The organism is Pedobacter cryotolerans (assembly GCF_005116475.1).
Taxonomy (GTDB): Bacteria; Bacteroidota; Bacteroidia; order Sphingobacteriales; family Sphingobacteriaceae; genus Pedobacter; species Pedobacter cryotolerans.
Genome location: NZ_SWBO01000004.1, coordinates 445,661 through 465,142, shown reverse-complemented (window position 1 = coordinate 465,142; position 19,482 = coordinate 445,661). Strand labels below are relative to the sequence as shown.

15 protein-coding genes are annotated in these 19,482 nt (G+C 33.5%); 4 read left to right on the top strand and 11 right to left on the bottom strand.

What is annotated here, in order from left to right; all coding sequences use genetic code 11:
- Positions 1-17 precede the first annotated feature (17 nt).
- Positions 18-2,222 (top strand): glycoside hydrolase family 52 protein, encoded by a 2,205-nt coding sequence (locus FA045_RS09905; RefSeq protein WP_136876902.1) that lies wholly within the window; start codon positions 18-20, stop codon positions 2,220-2,222.
- Between the two features lie 43 nt (positions 2,223-2,265).
- On the opposite strand, the gene FA045_RS09900 is transcribed toward FA045_RS09905, so the two are convergent.
- Positions 2,266-3,087 carry a sugar phosphate isomerase/epimerase gene (locus tag FA045_RS09900; RefSeq protein ID WP_136876901.1) on the bottom strand — a complete coding sequence of 274 codons (822 nt, stop codon included), beginning with the start codon at positions 3,085-3,087 and terminating at the stop codon, positions 2,266-2,268.
- Positions 3,088-3,094: 7 nt separating this feature from the next.
- Positions 3,095-3,964, bottom strand: a complete 870-nt coding sequence (locus FA045_RS09895) for an AraC family transcriptional regulator (protein ID WP_136876900.1) — start codon at positions 3,962-3,964, stop codon at positions 3,095-3,097.
- A 164-nt stretch (positions 3,965-4,128) separates the two neighbouring features.
- Between FA045_RS09895 and FA045_RS09890 the strand changes: the two genes are divergently transcribed.
- The 3 genes from FA045_RS09890 to FA045_RS09880 all read left to right on the top strand — a co-directional run bounded on the left by FA045_RS09890 (position 4,129) and on the right by FA045_RS09880 (position 7,388).
- Complete coding sequence (locus FA045_RS09890; protein ID WP_136876899.1) at positions 4,129-5,340, top strand: MFS transporter; 1,212 nt, start codon at positions 4,129-4,131, stop codon at positions 5,338-5,340.
- A 1-nt stretch (position 5,341) separates the two neighbouring features.
- Entirely contained in the window at positions 5,342-6,139 is a 798-nt protein-coding gene (locus tag FA045_RS09885) for a phytanoyl-CoA dioxygenase family protein (RefSeq protein WP_136876898.1), read from the top strand.
- Between the two features lie 187 nt (positions 6,140-6,326).
- Positions 6,327-7,388 carry a LacI family DNA-binding transcriptional regulator gene (locus tag FA045_RS09880; RefSeq protein WP_136876897.1) on the top strand — a complete coding sequence of 354 codons (1,062 nt, stop codon included), beginning with the start codon at positions 6,327-6,329 and terminating at the stop codon, positions 7,386-7,388.
- 46 nt (positions 7,389-7,434) lie between these two features.
- Here FA045_RS09880 and FA045_RS09875 read toward each other — a convergent pair whose 3' ends face one another.
- Genes FA045_RS09875 through FA045_RS09835 form a run of 9 tightly spaced genes read right to left on the bottom strand, consistent with a single transcriptional unit; the run spans position 7,435 to position 19,441 of the window.
- Positions 7,435-8,607 carry a glycoside hydrolase family 88 protein gene (locus tag FA045_RS09875; RefSeq protein WP_136876896.1) on the bottom strand — a complete coding sequence of 391 codons (1,173 nt, stop codon included), beginning with the start codon at positions 8,605-8,607 and terminating at the stop codon, positions 7,435-7,437.
- Positions 8,608-8,617: 10 nt separating this feature from the next.
- The gene (locus FA045_RS09870; RefSeq protein WP_169305041.1) at positions 8,618-10,741 is read right to left on the bottom strand and encodes a polysaccharide lyase family 8 super-sandwich domain-containing protein; all 2,124 of its coding nucleotides are present in this window, start codon (positions 10,739-10,741) and stop codon (positions 8,618-8,620) included.
- A gap of 38 nt (positions 10,742-10,779) precedes the next feature.
- A complete protein-coding gene (locus tag FA045_RS09865; protein ID WP_136876894.1) occupies positions 10,780-12,246 on the bottom strand; it encodes a glycoside hydrolase family 28 protein in 1,467 nt (488 codons plus the stop codon).
- 15 nt (positions 12,247-12,261) lie between these two features.
- Positions 12,262-15,120 (bottom strand): glycosyl hydrolase, encoded by a 2,859-nt coding sequence (locus FA045_RS09860; RefSeq protein WP_136876893.1) that lies wholly within the window; start codon positions 15,118-15,120, stop codon positions 12,262-12,264.
- Between the two features lie 9 nt (positions 15,121-15,129).
- A complete protein-coding gene (locus tag FA045_RS09855; protein WP_136876892.1) occupies positions 15,130-15,951 on the bottom strand; it encodes a sugar phosphate isomerase/epimerase family protein in 822 nt (273 codons plus the stop codon).
- 8 nt (positions 15,952-15,959) lie between these two features.
- The gene (locus FA045_RS09850; RefSeq protein ID WP_136876891.1) at positions 15,960-16,775 is read right to left on the bottom strand and encodes a phytanoyl-CoA dioxygenase family protein; all 816 of its coding nucleotides are present in this window, start codon (positions 16,773-16,775) and stop codon (positions 15,960-15,962) included.
- Positions 16,776-16,808: 33 nt separating this feature from the next.
- Positions 16,809-17,570, bottom strand: coding sequence for a 6-phosphogluconolactonase (locus FA045_RS09845; RefSeq protein ID WP_136876890.1), 762 nt, complete (start codon positions 17,568-17,570; stop codon positions 16,809-16,811).
- A gap of 11 nt (positions 17,571-17,581) precedes the next feature.
- On the bottom strand, positions 17,582-18,778 hold the full coding sequence (gene nagA, locus FA045_RS09840) for an N-acetylglucosamine-6-phosphate deacetylase (RefSeq protein ID WP_136876889.1): 1,197 nt from the start codon (positions 18,776-18,778) through the stop codon (positions 17,582-17,584).
- Positions 18,779-18,802: 24 nt separating this feature from the next.
- On the bottom strand, positions 18,803-19,441 hold the full coding sequence (locus FA045_RS09835) for a carbohydrate-binding family 9-like protein (RefSeq protein ID WP_136876888.1): 639 nt from the start codon (positions 19,439-19,441) through the stop codon (positions 18,803-18,805).
- Between the last annotated feature and the right edge of the window lie 41 nt (positions 19,442-19,482).

Sequence of the window (19,482 nt, the reverse complement as noted above, 5' to 3'; positions counted from 1 at the left end):
AATCTTAAAATTTACGAATGAATATTCTAAAAAAATTACCCCTAATTGTATCATTAAGCTTATCCTTAACTACTTACGCTCAAAATTTTAAGGTTAATCAAGATTTAATCTCCACTCCACTTACTGATAGCACAAATTTTTCTTTATTAAACTCACGCCTGGGTAGCCGCTTTAGTTTCTCTTTACTTAATGAAAAACAAAGTATGCAAACTGGCAGCTTAGGTTTTGATATGGATGAGCAAACTGGTTTGCTAATTGGTGTTTATGTTAATGGTAAATTTTACTGTTTTAGAACAACAAAATTACCTAGAAATGCTACTTATTTAAAAAATCAGCAATTAAAATTTGGCCCAACATCTATGCTAATTAGTGGTGAAACTCCCGAAGGTATTAAAGTTGATTTCACATTGATTTCATCCTTCACTCCTTCTAAAGATTTAGATGATATTGAAAACATTAAAACCCAAATTTTTCCAGGTTTTTATATGCAAGTAAACGTCACTAATCAGAGTGCTAAAAGCTTATCAAACTGTAAGCTTAAAATTGCCTTAGCCAAAACACCTGTAAAAGGCTTCAATTTTATGAGTTTAGAACCTATGAAACCAGATAATACCGAACAAACGGTTTTATTTAGAGATAATGCAAGTTTAAATGGCAAATTGGCTTTAGCTGCAATAAAAAATCCTGCAAAAGGCACATTTAACGAAGAAGGTTTTGGAGGTTTGTTTTACGAGTTTAACCTAGCACAAAATGAACAAAAAGACTTTACTCAAATTTATGCAACTTACCATGCCACTACTGTTATTGAGGATAAAAGAGTAAATCTACCTTTAAAGTTTTACTACACCAGCTATTGGAAAAATATCAATGAGGTTTTACAATATGCCAAAGATAATTTTGAGCAAAATATAAACCTCACTCAAAAATTTGAAGACAACTTAATGAATAGTGCTTTAACTGCGCAAGAAAAATGGGTTTTAGCTTTAACTTTTCATACCGATTTGGCCAATACTTTTTTCTTATTGGACGAAAATAAGTTGACTCGTTTTTATGTTTCTGAAGGTAGATTTAAACACCTAAGTACAGTTGATGTTGCCCATGAAACCGAAGTGAGTGCCATTTTTTGCCCTTGGCGTTTAAAATTACAGTTAAGCCAATGGACAAATTACATTGCCAGAGCAGAACTTACAATAACAGCAAATCCCGTACAAAACAAGCCTGCTTACCAACAAGGAATGACTGCTGCAGAATATGGTCCTTATTTATACCATGATGTTGGCGATTTACCTTTTGTAAGCGAAACGGCAAATTACAACTACGGCCCACACATGGCTGTTGAAGAAAATACATCGTTCGTTTTATTACTTTATTATTATTGGAAAATTAGCCACGACGATGCTTTTGTAAAATCGATGTTGGGCACAGTTGATGTTTTACTGCAATCTGTAGCAAATAGAGACACAAATGGCAATGGCATAGCCGATAAAGCTTATGGCTGGACAACTTATGATGCCAATGAGGCTTTAAAATTATCGCCCGACAATACATTTTTAGGCGCCAAACAATTAAGTGCTTATGCCGTAGCTGCCGAAATGTTTAGAGGATTGACAAATAAAGAACAGGCGAAAACTATTGACGCTACTAAAAAAGGTGTTGTTGATGGTGAAGGCGCTGGTTACAAAAATATCGGCATTGCTGTAAATAACGAGTTTTTAAGAAATAAACAAGCGAGATATTTTGAGAAGGAAGCTAATTTAATTTTGGCTACCTTAAAAAAAGCACAAAAAAAATATGGCTTTATTCCTGTTAGTTTAGATGAAAGTTTCCCAAAATGGAACCAGCGATCGGTAGTAATAGGCGAAGGTTTGTTTTTACCTGGTTTGGTGGGTGTTAAATCGCCAATACTAAATGAACTTGCCACTGTTTTAAAGAAAGATTACATACAAACTTATGAAGAAAGCATTACAGACTACGGTATTAAACTAACAACTCAAGAAGGAACAACTTGGTTTAGTAAAACTATAGTAGCCGATATTGTTGCCCAACAATGGTATGGAATTAAACATTCGTCAGCTCCATACATTTACAAATGGAATAAAAATAGTCCTTATGCTTATAATGATGGTTTACTTAAAAAGGATGATGTTTGGATAGGTTATTGGTACCCAAGAGGAATTTCTATGCTTGGTTATTGGATTTTACAAAACCCTATTAAAAATTAGATATTTCAAACTAGACACACCTCCTTTTTAGAGATGTGTCTAGTTAAATAATTGCCGAATATCTCTTTTCCAACAAATTTTTCATAAACAAATTTACATTCCATAAATCGCTCACATCTTTTTGGCTAAAAGGGAATTGTGGCATGTAAGGATAAGGGCCAAACTCACAAGTAATTGTTAAAGTTGTAGCATTTTCAACCAAATGTCTATTAACAATTACATCCCACCATTGTAAATGAAAATCAAGTGCTTCTTTCCACTCTGGTGCAGTTGGATTATTTACCTGCGGTCCGCCAGGATAACCTACCCTACAATGAAAATGAGCAGTCCTTTCAATAGCTAAATTTAAAATCTCTTGCTGATCTTGCAAATAAGATTCGGCTACGCAACACCAATGAGAAAAATCTGCTGTAAGTTGTAAATCAGGATATTTTTGTAAATAACTAGCTGTTGCAGTTGTACAAAAACTAAATTTACCTCGGTGCGTTTCATGATAAATAGCCACACCTACTTCTTCACTAATTTTTGCGGCCAATTCAATCAACCTACTATTCTGCTCAAAACTAAAATAATCTTTACCTGTTTGCGAATTGATAAACAATGGTTTAGCATTTACTAGCGCTTTTAATCTCACTTCATATTGCTGCAAATGTTCTTCAAAATTTGGTGTAGCTGTTTCAAAATGCTGCCCTATCCAACTCAAATCATTAAGTTGTAATTGCTCAAACATCTCTTCCTGCTCTATTTCATCTACAGGCAAATTAGCTTCAACCCCAGCATAACCAGCCTCTTTAGCCTTTAAAGTAAAATCTGCCCAAGATAAATGCCTGTTTCCCCATCTGGGGATAAAAAATTTAATTTTCATTTGTTAGTTAATTTGAACTATGATATTGTAAACGATAAGCTGTTGGCGTTATACCTTTATTTCGTTTAAACATTCTGTTAAAATATGAAGGTGTATTAAATCCAGATTCAAAAGCTACCTCAGCAATAGTAAAATCACCTTTTAACAATAATCCAGCAGCATGGCCTAACCTAATATCATTCATAAAATCTTTAAAGGTTTTGCCAGTTTTTTTCTTAAAATACCTACAAAATGCAGCGGTATTCATGTTACACTTAAATGCAATATCATCTACACTTAAATCACATTTAAAATTATTTAGCACATACTTATAAACAGTGTCTATCTTCTCTATATCGTTACTTTTGTACTGGTGCGCATAACCAATACTACATAAATAACTATGTGATTTAAGCATGGCAATGTGTAACAATATATCAGTTAAAGCTATAATTCTTTGGCCTTGGTTAAGCGCTAAAAAATTAATTAATTTTTGCTGCAAATCATCATTTGGCGTTCCAATATAAATACCTCTTTTAGCATCATTTAACAAATCGAAAATGGGTTTAAGAGATGGGATTTTAAGAAATTCGCTACCCGCATAAGCTTGATTAAACCTAATAATTATAGCCTCTGCTCCTTTTTGAGCTGAATTTTGATAATAATTACTATGGTTACGCCAATAATGAGGTAAACGAGAACCTAGTAAAATAATTTCTCCTGGCTTAAATTCAGAAATATGATCACCTATAAATTTTGTCCCCTCACTTTGCAGTATAAAAGTAATTTCTAATTCCTCATGAAAATGCCAAGGATTAGCAAAATAACCTACTTGCTCTCTACGTGCATCGATATAAGATTTACCAAAAGCTGGTACTTTAAGGTGAATTGCTTTCATTGCACAAAAATTAACAAAAAAATATCACTTATAAACATAAGAGCAAAATTTGTACTATTAATAGCAAAATTTGCCTTAATAGCTCAATCATTTTTATCATAGCTTCGTTTAAACCAAATATTAATAAACCAAGAATGAGCCTTTTTATTCTTTAACCAAACTGCATGAAAATTTCTTACGCATGGAAAATTTGCATACTTCTATTTTTTAGCACCACTATAAACTACTTAGATAGACATGTATTAAGCATTTTAGCACCAGAAATGCAAAAAGTTTATAATTGGAGCGAAATAGATTACAGTTATATTGTAATGGCTTTTCAGATTTCTTACGGTGCAGGCGTGGTTTTAACTGGCAAATTATTAGATAAATTTGGCACAAAGTGGATATTTGCCATAGGAGTTGCTTTATGGAGTGCAGCCGGAATGGCGCATGCATTTGCAAAAGGAGCAATTGGTTTTGGCGTTGCCCGCTTCGGTTTAGGATTAGGAGAATCGGTAAATTTCCCTGCTAGTGTAAAAACTGTGGCCGAATTATTCCCGCCATCGCAAAAAGCATTTGCAACTGGTTTTTTTAACGCTGGCTCTAACATAGGTGCTATAGTTGCCCCGCTACTTATTCCGTTTATTGCCTATAAATTTGGTTGGCAATGGGCTTTTATATTAACTGGTGCATTGGGTTTTATATGGTTGTTTTTTTGGCTTATCACTTACAAAACGCCTGTAAAAGCTATCCAAACTGAGTTAAAAGTATTATCAACTAAAAGTTGGAAACAAGTAGTACTAAGAAAAGAAGTGCTTACCATTTGTTTAGTTAGGTTTATATCAGACCCTACGTGGTGGTTTTTACTGTATTGGTTACCAAAGTTTTTAAACGAAACAAAAGCAGTTAGTACAGGGTCTTTAGGTTGGCCTTTAGTTACTGTGTATGTGCTAGCAGATATTGGAAGTTTAGCAGGCGGATATTACTCTTCTCACTTAATAAAAAAAGGGAAAGGTATTTATGCTGCAAGAAAACAAGCTTTACTACTATGTGCCATTATTGCCTTGGTACTTTGTGGGGTTGGTTTTACTGATAATTTGTGGAATGCCGTAATTTTAATTGGTTTAGGAGCTGCGGCACATTGTGGCTGGACGGCCAATATTTTTGCCACCATAACAGATATTTTCCCATCAGAAGAAGTAGGTACAGTAATGGGTGTAGCAACGCTATCGGCAGTTAGCGGCGGCATTGTACTTTCACTTTTAACTGGTAGAATTTTAACATTAACAGGCGGATATGGTGGCATTTTTATAATGGTTGGCTGCACCTATCTTATTGGATATTTATTACTTACACGTCTAATACCAGAAATAAAAAAACATAAAAACTCATAAAATGGATTATAAAAAATTAAGCACAGCAGAAAAAGCACTTTTTGATAGAGATGGTTATGTATTAATTAAAGGAATGCTACAACCAGAAGAAGTTAAAAAATTATACACCATTGCCATACAAGACCAAGTAATTAGCAGTAAATCTTTTGATAGAGGCGACGCTAACGGATTAAGAACTAAGCTAGCTTTATGGTATTCTTTAGGTGATGATGCTTATAGTTTATTGGCTCGTTCTAAAAGAATTGTAGATGGTGTAAATTTGCTACTTGATGGAGAACCTGCACATTTTCACTCTAAATTAATGCAAAAAGAGCCTAAAGTTGGTGGTGCATGGGAGTGGCATCAAGATTATGGTTATTGGTACAGAGATGGCTTTTTGTATCCACAGATGATTAGCGTTTTAACTGCATTAAGTCCATCAACTAAAGAAAATGGTTGTTTACAAGTGCTTAAAGGCTCTCACTTAGTTGGCAGAATAGAACATGGTTTTAGTGGCGAACAGGTTGGCGCAAACCAAGAGCGAGTTGATGAATTACTAAAAGAATTAGAACTAGTTTATGTTGAAATGGAAGCTGGAGACACTTTATTTTTCCATAGCAATACTTTGCACCGATCTGATGCTAACCTTAGCGATAAACCACGATGGTCTTTAATATCAGCATATAATTTAATCACCAATAAACCATACAAAGGCAATTATCCATCTGCTACAGAAACCATTAATATTGTAGATGATGAGCTAATAGCTCAATCGGCTAATAAAGGTATACAAGAAGATGCAAATTTTTTGATTAAATAATTGTAAAACGCAGATGTTGCTCATACCAAGTTATAGCTGACTTTAATTGCTTTTCGAAAGAAAATAATTGTTTATTTACTTTTATACCAAATTCATAGCGTAGCTTATCGTTACTATTTTACCTTTTATTTAGCTTTTTTTTTATCAGATTTAGTAATACTTTTACAATAGAATTGGATAAGTACAGATGAAGACAAATTTGCAAACTGGGGTAAAGGAAATAGCGAGAAGAGCGAATGTTTCTATTGGTACGGTTGATAGGGTATTGCACAATAGAACAGGAGTTTCAAAAGTGACCAAAAATAAAATTTTGGACATTATGAAAGAATTAGATTACCAGCCGAACATTTTAGCTAGAAGATTAGCTTCAAAAAAAGTATTGCGTTTTGCTAGTTTAATTCCAGCTGTATCTTCAGAAACTAAATTTTGGGATGCGCCAATTAAAGGAATTGAAATGGCAGAAGCAGAGATTAAACAATTTGGGATAGTAATAGACAAATACTTTTACGACCAAAATGATAAACAATCTTTTGTAAAACAGACTAAAAACATTCTTAAAACAGAAGTTGATGGCATATTGGTTGCTCCAATTTTTATCGAAGAGTCACTAGCCTTTTCTAAACTTTGTAACTTAAAAAAAATACCTCAAGTTTTAATTAACTCTGATATTCCTAATGAAACTAGGCTGAGTTATATTGGTCCAGATTTATTTCAAAGTGGGCATTTAAGTGCGCACATGGTTAATTATTTAATTAAAAAAAACGATAAAATACTCATCGTAAATATTTCTAAAGAAATAGATAGCTATCATCACCTTTTAAGAAAAGAAGAAGGTTTTATTTCTTATTTTAAAAATCATGAGAAGAAACCCACAATTATAAAAACAGACATTACACCAAATACTGATTACAAATCGATAGCTGCAAAACTTACCGAGATACTTGCTGAAAATACTGATGTAAAAGCAATTTTTGTTACCAATTCTAGGGTGTTTTCTGTTGCTCAGTTTTTAGAAAAAACAGGTCTACAACATATTTTTTTAGTTGGCTATGATTTTCTTCCAGAAAGTATAACACATTTAAAAAATGGTGTAATCGATTTTCTGATTTGTCAAAAACCACAAGAACAAGCCTATAAGGGTATTATGGCCTTGTATCAAAATGTAGTTTTAAGCGGCGATGTTGAACCTACTTATTACATGCCAATAGATATTATTACGAAAGAAAATTACAAGTCGTATCGTAATTAAACAGTTAAAAAAAGCAAGCCCATTGAGCTTGCTTTTAAAATCATTACTATTTAGTCAATTTTTTGTACCTCAGCAAAGCTTCTAAATAATAGTAATCTGCATAAACAATTGGTGTATTAATCTCAGAATTACCAGGCTTGTGACCAACCGAGTGCTTTAAAATAAAATTATTATTTTCGTTAACATTAGCTGTATATGCTGGTGAAGCTAAACTAGTTAACATTTGTTCGGCAGTAGTAAAATATAAATCTTTATTCTTTTTACTATAACCACTCAACTCTAAAAATGCTGATGCAAAAATTGCTCCTGCAGAAGCGTCTCTTTCTTCATTTGGAAGATTTGGCGCATCAAAATCCCAATAGGGTATTTTGTCTTTTGGTAAATTTGGATGGTTAATAATAAATTTAGCAATCCCTTCTGCTTGGTTTAAATACTTTTTGTTTTTTGTTTCTCTGTACATCATGGTGTAACCATAAACAGCCCAAGCTTGTCCCCTTGCCCATGCAGAAGAATCTGCAGCACCTTGATGTGTTTTCTTTCTGAAAACCTTGGTACCTGGTAAATAACAAACTACATGATAACTGCTATAATCTTTTCTAAAATGATGTTTTATCGTATTATCAGCGTGTGTAATGGCAATATCATACAATTTTTTATCTTTAGCTTGTTTAGCAGCCCAAAATAAAAACTCTAAATTCATCATGTTATCAATAATTACAGGATACTCGCAATCTGCATGTTTATCCCACGATTTAATTAAACCATATTTAGGATTAAACCTTGTTGCTAGCGAATTAGCACCAGTTAACATTGGCTCTATGTAAGCCGTATTTTGTGTAAGTCTATATCCATTACCGTAAGGACAATAGAGCATAAAACCTAAATCGTGTGTGCGTGTATTATGCTTTTCCTTATCTAATGCTGTTGTCCACTTATCTGCAGCAACTTTCCACTTATCTTCCCCAGTAAACTCATACAAATACCACAATGAACCTCCAAAAAAACCACTACACCACCATTCTGATGTTCTATTATCAATTTCGCCATTCTTTTTAGTAGATTGAGGAAACTTGGTTAAATCTGGATGGGTAGCTAACATATTTGTATATTGTTTAGCTGCACTTTCAAAAGCTTTATCAATGTTTATTACTGACTTTTTTTGCGCAAAAGCTATTGATATGACCAATAATAAGCTAAAAAGTATTGTTATTTTTTTCATGTAATGGTATTTATAATGAATTAAATTTTAAACTAACAGTAGAGCCTTTATAATCGCCTTGCGGCAAACTTACTGACAAAGGATCTGTAGTTTTAATTAAGGTAGAATTAAAGTTAATTGTTAAATCAGTTAATTTTTGAGTAGGATCTGACACACTGAATATGGGATTTTGAGTATTTAAATTTTTAATTAACACTACGCAAGGCTGATTTACAGTAATTACAGCACCATTACTTTTTAAAGTACCAGCTTCATAAAATACAACTTGTAACATATTTAAATCTGAGTGCTCAACTGCTTGTATTAGACGTGTATTTGAAACTATTTTAATATTAGAAATAGGCTTACTCTTCATTTCTACTTGGCTGATACCCGGTTTTACGATGTATGCATAAGACTGATTTACGGGATCTAAACCATGGTTAAACCATAATTTAAATACTTTACCTTTTATTGTTGTTACAGATCTATTTGCATTTATTTTAGCCCAACTGCCCTCCTGCTCATTGGTAGTAAGGTTAATATTGCCTCTATTGGGAAAATAATAGCCAACACTATCGTGCCATAGCCATTCTACATTATCATTTGTAAAGCCATTAGTTGCGCTAATTAATTTATCATTAGCAAAAGCCTTTACCTCTCCTTTTAACCAAGCCTGATTAACTGAAGTTGTAATTGGTTCTTTTGCATAACTGTTGATGTCTGTACCTAAACAAACTATTTCATCATCAAAAAAGAACCATGCCTTTTTAGCAGTAACCTCGTTGTAATTTAACGAGTAAACTGTTGTGCCATAAATACCGTCCGAAGTGCCACCTATAAATTCTCCAACACCCCTTTCGCCCCACTCTAATGTCATTTTTTGGTCTACTGGATAATCTCTAGCTGTTATACCGGGTATTTTATCCCATTCCCAAATGGGCATAATGTTAAAATATTCGCTGCCGCTTCTTTGAATATTTGTTGAACCATCTGGCAAAAATTTACCTAATAAATTCTCTTTATTACCATATTCGGTTCTTATTGTTCGCTTTGAAACTGTTCTAACATTAAAACTATATGCCTCACGGTTATGTAATGTATAATCGCTTTTATAAAAATAAGAGTGAGATGGTTTAATTTTATACGTTGCAGATTGATTTTGGGTAATTCGTTCTTCAGCAGCTATCAAATCGGGTAAATTTTGCGGGCTTGCTTCTTTTGCTAAACTTAACAAACTTTGTGTTTCTACTTTTGAGGTAATATTTAGCTTATCTAAAACATCGTTTCTAGAAATACCCCTACCCTCTGTATTAAAATCAATATATCTGCCTCTAATAGTTTTTAAATAGGTGTTAATTAAATAATGATCTAAAATTTTGAGCTTTTCTGCAGGTAGTGCATATCCAGTACCCACTAACCAAGATGCCACCTTATATTCACCTGTTAAAAAAACCTGTCCGTAACTTGCAATTTGTAATTGCGGCCCATGTTGTCTGTAAGAATAATCAGGCTGTAAACCTTCTTTATTTGTTAAAGTAATAGGCATAAAAGCCTGATTAACTGCAAATTTCATTAAATCTTTATCTCTAACAATACATGCTCTGTAAATAATATGTGTAGCCATATCTAATTTATTTGCGCCAATAGCTTTATTTACATCACCTTGTTTCATACTGGTTAATAGCGAATCTTGTAATGATAACGGCAGTATATTCTTACCTTTTAACAAAACCAAAATCTCGCCAATTGCTGTTGGACTAGCAATTTCATTTTGAAACCAATTTTTACTTGAAGGATTTACCTGTAACCAATAACGTAACCCAGTAATTGTTTTAGCAGACAAATTTTTACTTTCGGCATTAGATTCATTGTTTAAACTAATGTATAATGCAAATTGCTTTAATCTTTTTAAATGTACTAATGGTATCCAGTTGGTTTCTGCTGTAAATTTATAATCAATATCTAACCAACTACCATTATTTTGTATAGTATTTTTGTTTTCCAAAACTTCTTTACTAAGATTTGGAATAGTGATATCAGCTTTTAAATAGGCTGTAATATGATCTTCGATGCGTTGAAATTCATCTTGACTAAACGCTGTATTGGCTATTAAAAAAACCACTACAAGCGTAAAATAAAATTTATATAACAACTTTTTGTGCACAATACAGCTATTTGAATTTTGAGTAATTACTTAACAGTAACGTTAGTAGATTTATAAGTATGTAATAATTTCTTTTGATCAATTTGCTCAAAAGTAACTTTTTTAAGCTCAGCTCCTTGTACATCGTCCATTACAATTGGCAACCTGTAATCTTTCTTATCTGCTTTTAGTTTAATATTAGAAAAATTTATATTTTTTGCATGTCTAACATAAATACCCCATGCAGGCACTTCCTTAAACATAGAAAACTCTGGATAACCATCTGGAACTTCTGGTATGCTATCTAACTTATCTAAAGCTACATAAGCTAAAAATTTATTACCTGCTCCAGGGTAAGTAACCTCGAAATTACTAAAAGTTACATTGTTTATATATTGGCCTGGTAAACCAGCTATAATAATTGGAGAAATATTTCTTGGCATATCTTCTATAGGCCCTTCATAATCATAACCTGCATCTGCTTTGCCAAAAGGCACATCTGCAACCACATTTTTAATCGATATTCTATCCATTGTAGATTTTTTACCTACAACTCTTTCTCCTAACCTCAAAAAGATAACATTACCAGTATTTGTACTTTTTAAGCCATCTACAACAATATCTTCTAAAAAGCCACCATCTACACTTTGCAAAGCAATTGCAGAGCGATAAGTATTGTAAACAGTATTATTAATGATTTTTATGTTTCTGAAACCACCTTTGCCAGCAGTACCTAATTTTATACCGTTTGCACTGGTACGTACAATGTTATTTTCAATTAATATGTTGTTACAATAAAATTTCTCGTTGTGAGATTTAAGACAAATCCCATCATCAGCAGCGTCAATGTTGTTGTTGGTTATCACCACGTTATCGCAGTCAACTATATCAATACCATCGCTATTCCAAAAAGCAACGTTGTTAACAGTAATATGATCAATAACCAAGTTTTTGCAACGTTCGTAAGTTTGTAACCAGCAAGCAGAATTTTGAAGAATTACATCCTTTATATTTACATTTGTACAACCAACCCAATAAATTACCATTGGCCTAATTGATTCTCTCGTTCTATCGTATTTCAGGATATCCTCAATTAAACCATCATTTGCATAAGCAATTGAGTTGTTTGCCAAAGCTCTTCCTTGGCCATCAATCATTCCTTTCCCCGTAATCCCTACATTTTCTAAATCTCTAGCATGTATCAATGCTGTGTTTCCAATTCTATCATAGTCAAACGGATTGGTTGAACCCAATAATACAGCTCCTTCCTCTAAATGTAGTGTTACATTAGATTTCATGTGTATTGAACCAGTTAAATATCTACCCACATAAAAAACTAACCTGCCGCCACCATTTTTACTGATATGATCAATAGCGAATTGTATGGAACGGGTATTCATGGTAGCACCATCAGATTTGATATGAAAAAATGAAGCTTTATAATCTTTAGCAAAAACAGCTGTGCTTTGCACTAAAACGAATAGCATCAGCAATATTCTCTTTTTAAATTTCATAATGTATAATTTTAGTTAAAATAAATTTACTGGGCCAACCATACCCAAAGGTTGTAGCGGTTGTTCTTTTCTTTTACTATTATTTGCCCAATATTGTGCAATTGTATTTTCTGTTAAGGATTTCATGTAATTTAACATTACTGTTGTAACCTTAATTTCGATGGCATTATTACCTTTTTTTAGGCTATTACCTAATACAAATGCATTGCGACCATACCATGTAACGCCTATTTGTTTACCATTTACAAAAAGTTCGGCAATGCCAAAAACTTTGCCTAAATCTAAATATTTCAACTTAGCAGGATTTAATACTTGTAAATTATACCTATAGGTAACTGTACCTGCAAAATTGGCAAAATCAGGCATATCTTTTAAATCGCTTAACTGTGTAAATTCTCTATTTTTCACAGTTCCATTCATGTGTTTAAATTCAGTCTTCCATGATAGATTTAGCTTTTGTGCTTGAGGTGTTAACTCTGGTATAGGCTGCCAATCTTGCCCATTTTTTTCGCTATTATATACTATAATTTTCGAATCAGCTGGATACAGTTTAACTTTAAATTGACCGTTTTTTACAGCTAACTTGTATTTTTCTCCAGTTACTGCATCCCAAAGCCAAGCTTGTTTATTAGTGATAATTTCTGGCGAAAATGTAGCATCCAAATCAATACTTTTATGTGCGCTTGAGTTATTAAAAATGAATATTTCTGTATTGTCTGTTTGATATCTTACTTGTGATATAAAAGTATTAGGATTAGCAATTTTAACATAAGGTGTAATGCCGTACTTAGTTTGGATAGCCTGATACCATGCTTTAAAATTAGATTCGGGTTTAGAAATTAGGATAAAGCGCTCAGGATATTGTTTTAATTTACCTATCCATTCATTTACTTCTACATCTTTTTGCTGATGATTAAACCAGCCCAAAGATGTCTCTGGATAGGCCTCAATACAAAAAATACGTCCACCAGCAACTACAAAATCATATAATTTTTTTGCTGTTTGAGGCGAAATACTCTTAACTTCTATTAAAAACAGTGTATGGTATTTCCTTTTTCCATAACTCATCCATCCATTATCAAACGATGCATCGGCTATAACTTGTTCTGAAACATAATCGCAAGCATTTCCATTTTGGTGAATAGATTCCCAAACTAACATTTGGTAAGGTGGCGTAACACGAGAAGGGAATGGTTCCATCTGAGCGCCAAAATCACCCCACATATCGCCAATTGGCGCCATTATAGCAATATCAGCAAAAAAAGTAGCTTGTTGTAGCAAAGCTGATTGTCTGGCTCGGTAAGCTGTATAAAGTTTAAAGTATGGCCAAATAGTATGGTTTTCATTAAAATAACCACCATAAGTTATCCAACCCGGAAAAGCCGCAGCTTTAGGAGAATAATTAAAACCATGAAAAATTGGATGTGTAATACCAGAAATTGTACTTTGATCGCCTGCTATTTTAAATAAAGCTAACGATTCGGCAAAAACCATATCTGTATTGGTTAACTCTTCAGAACTAATTAACTTTTTCCCTTTTAAATGTGCTGCAGATGAGACATATTTGTTAATCATGGTGTTACCTCGGCCCAAATGCCATGGATATTTTGTAAAATCCTTTTCAGAAATTTCTTCTCCAACACCATACTTTAGCCAAGTTTCGCCTTCAGGTATATCCATATCAAAACTTCCCTCCAACGGAAAATGACCTCTTCCATAAGCTTGTGCTCTAGATTTTATTTTGTTATCGCTACACCAATTACTAAAACTAATAGAAAATCTTTCTCTAAAAAGTTCTGCTTTGGTAAGTTCAAAATCGTATCTCATTCTGTTAAGCATCTTTTCCATTTCTGGATTGATTTTAACAGCGTAATTTAAATCGATAGTATTGCCCATCCTACCTGTTCTAAATAATATAAAAGGCAAGTAAGGATAAAGGTCATATCCCCTACGTTTTTTAAACTCAACCATCATATCGCTGGTCCAATTGGCACCTTCCATTTCTAAACTATCAACAAAAAACGAACGAATGTTTGGAGCCAACGGCCCAATTCTGTTTTGAATAGTATCTGTTATTTTGTTGAGGTATTTTTTAACAGCCTTTTCGTTATAATGGTTAAGTACAGGGCCACTACCACCTGTCGTACCCTGAATAACCTTCATAAAACCATCTATTTTTACCAATGCATAAATAGCAAATTTGCCTTGGGGTAATTCAATTTTAACCACACCATCTGCTACTTTATCAGTGATATTTTTAACTTCATCAAAGCTATTTAAAGGATCAGGAACAATGTTTAGTGCTAACATTTCCATTTTACGCCCCATGTATGGACTTAAAGTTGCAGGATCTGCTTCTTTAAAAAGATCAAAAAGTGATATTTCAGTTTTTAATGGCCCTTGTAATTTTTTTACCGCAGTTACCACTACTTGAGCACGTTCATCTCCTTCTAAAAATTCGGCCCCAAAAGGAAATCCTGTACCAGCTAAAAGATCACAAGTTAAGTCTAGTTTTTTTGCTTCATCTAAGGTAAATTTCAATAAATCTATCCATTCATCGCTTAACCACTCAACAGATGGAATACCCATATCATCGGTATCAGAAGGAAAGGAAATCGGATTAATTTCTACTCCACCAATTCCCGCATCCTTTAACAATTTGAGCTCCCTGGCTAATTCAGTTTTTTCTATTTTATTACCATTCCACCACCAACGTACAAAAGGACGATAGTTAGCCGATGGATTTTTAAAATCATCATCAACCAGCTGCATAAAGGTGTTTGCTATAGACTTCGAAAAAGAAGTATTATTTAGCATCATCACGCTTGCAGCTGATAAAATAGTTGTTTTTTGTAAAAAAGATCTTCTTTTCATAAAGCTATTTTAGCAATAACGATTCTGTAATAATTCTTTCATCCATAAATTAATCCTCCATTGTTCGTCACTTAATGAAATATTTCTATTTCCTTTTACCAAATATGGCTCTGGACCAAATTCTGGAGTAATGGTTATTAGCTGTTTATTTTTCTTCATTTGCGCAATCCATTTATCCCAAATTTTTAAGTGAGCCGCAAGAGCATCTGAATAATCATCATTTGCTGGATCCCAAACTTGAGATGACTGTGTACTACCAACTCTAGCATGGATATGTTTTGCATGTGTAATAGCCAGATCTACCGCTTCTTGTTGATCTTCTAAATAACTCTCCGATACGCAAAACCAATGAGAAACATCAAATGTTAATTTTAAATCAGCATGTTTTTTAAGCATTGGTTCAACAGTATGTGCAGCGAAAGTCCATTTATTGCGATGGGTTTCTTGATATATGGGTGTTTGATACTCTAATTCTATTCTATTGCATAGCGATAAGCATGTTTCTATTTTTTTTGTGCTAAAAAACTCTCTTCCTATTTGCGCACTAAAAAACAATGGCGTTTTTACTTCATTTCTAATTTCCATTAGTTGATGTAAATCTAATTCTAGTTGTTTATAGTAAGCTTCGAAACTAACGTATGGCTTAATTACAGCCATAACTATGGAAAAATCTAACTCATATTTAGTTAGTAAATCAAGTACTTCGCTGTAATTACAAGTTTCGCCAAATGGAAACCATTCTATACCAGCGTAACCTGCATCTTTAACCTGCTTTAAATAAACATCCCAAGAAATGGATTCGAAACCCCAACGTGGACACAAAAATTTCATTGAATAATTTAAGATTTATAAATTAGCGGATTTTGTTCATCGTTATTTAGTTCATCGCCAATGGTAAGCGTATTTAAATATTTCTCTGGCAAAATATTTGGCTCCCCATTAAATAAATTCCCATCTGGCATGTAAGCACAAGTCATGGCTCTTCTGTAGCCACTGGTCATGTTTGCACCTGCACCGTGTATAGTTAGCCCATTATGAAAAGAGCAACTTCCTGCTTTCATAGGCGCCGCAACAGAAACTACTTGAGCAAATTGTGGATATGCCTGAAAAATTCCATCCATATTTTTACCAATTCCTTTATTTTCGTAAGTTGTTTCTTTAAACGAAGCGGGAATAAAATATAAACATCCGTTTTCTAAAGTTGCATCATCTAAAGCTACCCAAATAGATAATGCTTTTCTATCAGAAAAAGACCAGAAAGGTGTATCTAAATGCCATGATGTTGGGTTTGCCCAAGGACGTTTAAATAAAGCTTGGTCATGCCATATTCTAATTCCACTTGAACCAGAAAGTTGGGCCGCCATTTTACCAATTCTCTCGTCGAGCATAATTTGCTTCACCTTATCATTTGTTTGCCAAAGGTTAAGTAACTGATCAAAAACTTTAGAAAAATATTCTGAATCTTTATTAATTCCATCATCCATACCCATTTTAGCTTCTTTTCCGGGCATTTTTAATCCATTTCTTTCTTTTACCGCTTCTGTAACTGCTTCACGCCATTGTGTTAACTCTTCTGCAGATAAAAAATCTTCGATTACAATAAAGCCGTTAAATTGGTAGAACTCAAGCTGTTCTTTAGTAAGTTCACATTTCATTTCTTAAGGTATATTTGGTTTGTAATTTTTATACTAATTGCTAAGCTGTACACTACTCAAGTTATCTAAAAATAACACAGCATTTTTATGTTTCCTTAACAGAGTTGATGGAAAGTTATCACTAATTTCTTCATTTATGGTTAGATAAACTGCTTGTGCTTTTTTCTCTGTTGGAACTGTACAGAAAGCAAAGGGAGCTTTTAATAGTGCTGGTAAAGTAAGCGTAAGTGCATGAGTTGGTACTTCATTAATCGTTGCGAAACAACCATCATTAACCTGTTGTGTACGACAAGCTTCGTCTAAATCAACTCGTTTTACAAGGAAAGGATCATTTTCATCAGCTACATGCGGATCGTTAAATGCTAAATGCGTGTTTTCTCCAATACCTAAACACACAATGTCCGTTTCAAATTCGTTCAATAATGCGGTATACCTTAAACACTCTGCTTTATAATCTGCAACATTTCCATCTATATAATTTATGGTATTAAAAGGTGCCAAATCGAATAGTCGTTCTTTTAAAAAATTACCAAATCCCTGTGGTGCATCTGCAGCTAAATTTACATACTCATCCATGTGGAAGGCATTAAGCCTTGCCCAATCGATGTCCTTTTTTAGCAGAGATTCGAAAAAATCATTTTGTGATGGAGCAGCACCAAAAATAATATTTACGAAAGGCTGCGTGCTTAATAACTCATTAATTTGATTACTAACCGCACCGGCAACAGCCTCTCCCATTAGTTTCCTATTTTCGAAAATTTTAACGGTTAATTTATCTTTTATAAATTCTCTCATTTAATTTAATTTTAATTCACAAAATCTGGCGAAGTATACACCACATTTCCATTAATCATTGTGATTTTGATATTGATGTTTTCGTCGAAAATTAATATATCAGCATCTTTACCGGCGGCTAAAGTTCCTTTTGTTGCTTCAATACCCATAATTTTAGCAGGAGTTTTAGACATCATTTTAACTGCCTCTATTAATGAAACATCTGCTATTTGCACCATGGTTCTAACTAGTCTATCTGTTGTAGCCACACTGCCTGCAAAAGAAGATCTATCGGCCATTATGGCCACGCCATTTTCTACAATTACTTTTAAGCCAGTATCTTTATTACCAAGCACACTCTCTCCTTCTGGCATTCCAGCCCCACGCATAGCATCGGTAATTAAAGCTGTTCTTTCAGCACCTTTAATTTTGTAAACTAACTTTAACAATGGCGCAGGTAAATGAATACCATCGGCTATAATTTCTACATCTATTTCATCCATTAATAAAGCGCTTTCAATTACACCTGCATAGCGATAAGTATTACGCCTTGTAACCCCTGACATGGCCGAATAAAGATGTGTTGCTAAACTATATCCGTTTTCTACCGCAACCACAACTTCTTCGTAAATAGCATCGGTATGCGCTATGGAGGCAATTATTCCATTAGATGTTAAATATTTACCCATTTCTACTGCACCTGGAAGTTCTGGAGCCACACTCCAACGTTTAATCACATCACCATGTGCAATAATTTCTTTATATTCTTCTATATCAGGATTTCTGATGTAACGAGGATCTTGTGCGCCGCTTTGGTTTAATGCAAAATATGGTCCTTCTAAATGCAAACCAATAAATTGTGCACCTTTAGTATTGTTAGCATCTGCACTTTTATATAAATCTACAGCTTTTAATAAATCTTCTTTTGCACTGGTAAGTGTGGTAGGTGCCATTGCTGTGGTACCATAAGTGGCGTGTATTTCAGCAATTTTGAGATAAGCCTCTTCTGTGCCATCCATAAAATCATGTCCACCACCACCATGTATATGAATATCAATAAAGCCCGGAGAAACATAATTTCCCTTTGCATCTATTATTTGGTAATCAGAAGTATCAACATCAACTTCACTTATTAATTCTATCTTATTATCAATAATTAAGAGTGTACCATTTTTTATAATATGTGTGGGTGTAATGATATTTCCGTTAATGATTTTTATTTTCTTCATAGGTGTTTTTGGTATTAAAAAGTATTAATCAAAAGCTAGCTCGCCAAAAAACTGAGGCAAATGAAAATCAATTTTTGTCGATTCGATTTTATTCCAGCTGTAAAAATGTGGTTGCGGCAAATCATCGCCACATTTAAAAAAATTTCCAGCTCCTTTTATTTGATGAAAGCTTTCTAACTTATGCGCTTCAAAAACTTCGATGGGTATAATTGCAGTAATTTCCCACATGTATTTTGTGCTTGTGTTTTTTGGAGCAGTATTAATTTTGATGTAAGTTTTTACTTTAGCGATGAGTTTATCTTCTAATAAAACTCTGTTTAATCTCCCCTCTCCAACACCTACTAAACAAATGCCTGTACAATTTAATTCGATGTTGTAATAATGATTTTGCTCGCCAAAACACACAAAAAACTCTACACAGTTATCTTTATGTACCCTACCATTTGTTTGGTGGGTATTCACTTTTATCACATCTTCTTTTACAAAGAATTTTAGAGCAATGGTATCGCCAGTATGTGCAATTACAAAATGAGTTTCGCAATTACTTTCGAATGTTGCCCATAGTTGATTACTTATTAATGATTGAGGGAGTGTATCTAACAATTGACCTACTTCTTCAATTTCAGTATTTCGACTGATAGATTTTATAAATGGTATTCGCATTTTATTGGCAACGCTTGAATTTTATAAATACAAGAGATTGA

Excerpts from the sequence above, each read along its gene's own strand:
- FA045_RS09905 (WP_136876902.1), top strand. The coding sequence starts at position 18 with ATGAATATTCTAAAAAAATTACCCCTAATTGTATCATTAAGCTTATCC.
- FA045_RS09900 (WP_136876901.1), bottom strand. The coding sequence starts at position 3,087 with ATGAAAATTAAATTTTTTATCCCCAGATGGGGAAACAGGCATTTATCT.
- FA045_RS09895 (WP_136876900.1), bottom strand. The coding sequence starts at position 3,964 with ATGAAAGCAATTCACCTTAAAGTACCAGCTTTTGGTAAATCTTATATC.
- FA045_RS09890 (WP_136876899.1), top strand. The coding sequence starts at position 4,129 with ATGAAAATTTCTTACGCATGGAAAATTTGCATACTTCTATTTTTTAGC.
- FA045_RS09885 (WP_136876898.1), top strand. The coding sequence starts at position 5,342 with ATGGATTATAAAAAATTAAGCACAGCAGAAAAAGCACTTTTTGATAGA.
- FA045_RS09880 (WP_136876897.1), top strand. The coding sequence starts at position 6,327 with ATGAAGACAAATTTGCAAACTGGGGTAAAGGAAATAGCGAGAAGAGCG.
- FA045_RS09875 (WP_136876896.1), bottom strand. The coding sequence starts at position 8,607 with ATGAAAAAAATAACAATACTTTTTAGCTTATTATTGGTCATATCAATA.
- FA045_RS09865 (WP_136876894.1), bottom strand. The coding sequence starts at position 12,246 with ATGAAATTTAAAAAGAGAATATTGCTGATGCTATTCGTTTTAGTGCAA.
- FA045_RS09860 (WP_136876893.1), bottom strand. The coding sequence starts at position 15,120 with ATGAAAAGAAGATCTTTTTTACAAAAAACAACTATTTTATCAGCTGCA.
- FA045_RS09855 (WP_136876892.1), bottom strand. The coding sequence starts at position 15,951 with ATGAAATTTTTGTGTCCACGTTGGGGTTTCGAATCCATTTCTTGGGAT.
- FA045_RS09850 (WP_136876891.1), bottom strand. The coding sequence starts at position 16,775 with ATGAAATGTGAACTTACTAAAGAACAGCTTGAGTTCTACCAATTTAAC.
- FA045_RS09845 (WP_136876890.1), bottom strand. The coding sequence starts at position 17,570 with ATGAGAGAATTTATAAAAGATAAATTAACCGTTAAAATTTTCGAAAAT.
- nagA (WP_136876889.1), bottom strand. The coding sequence starts at position 18,778 with ATGAAGAAAATAAAAATCATTAACGGAAATATCATTACACCCACACAT.
- FA045_RS09835 (WP_136876888.1), bottom strand. The coding sequence starts at position 19,441 with ATGCGAATACCATTTATAAAATCTATCAGTCGAAATACTGAAATTGAA.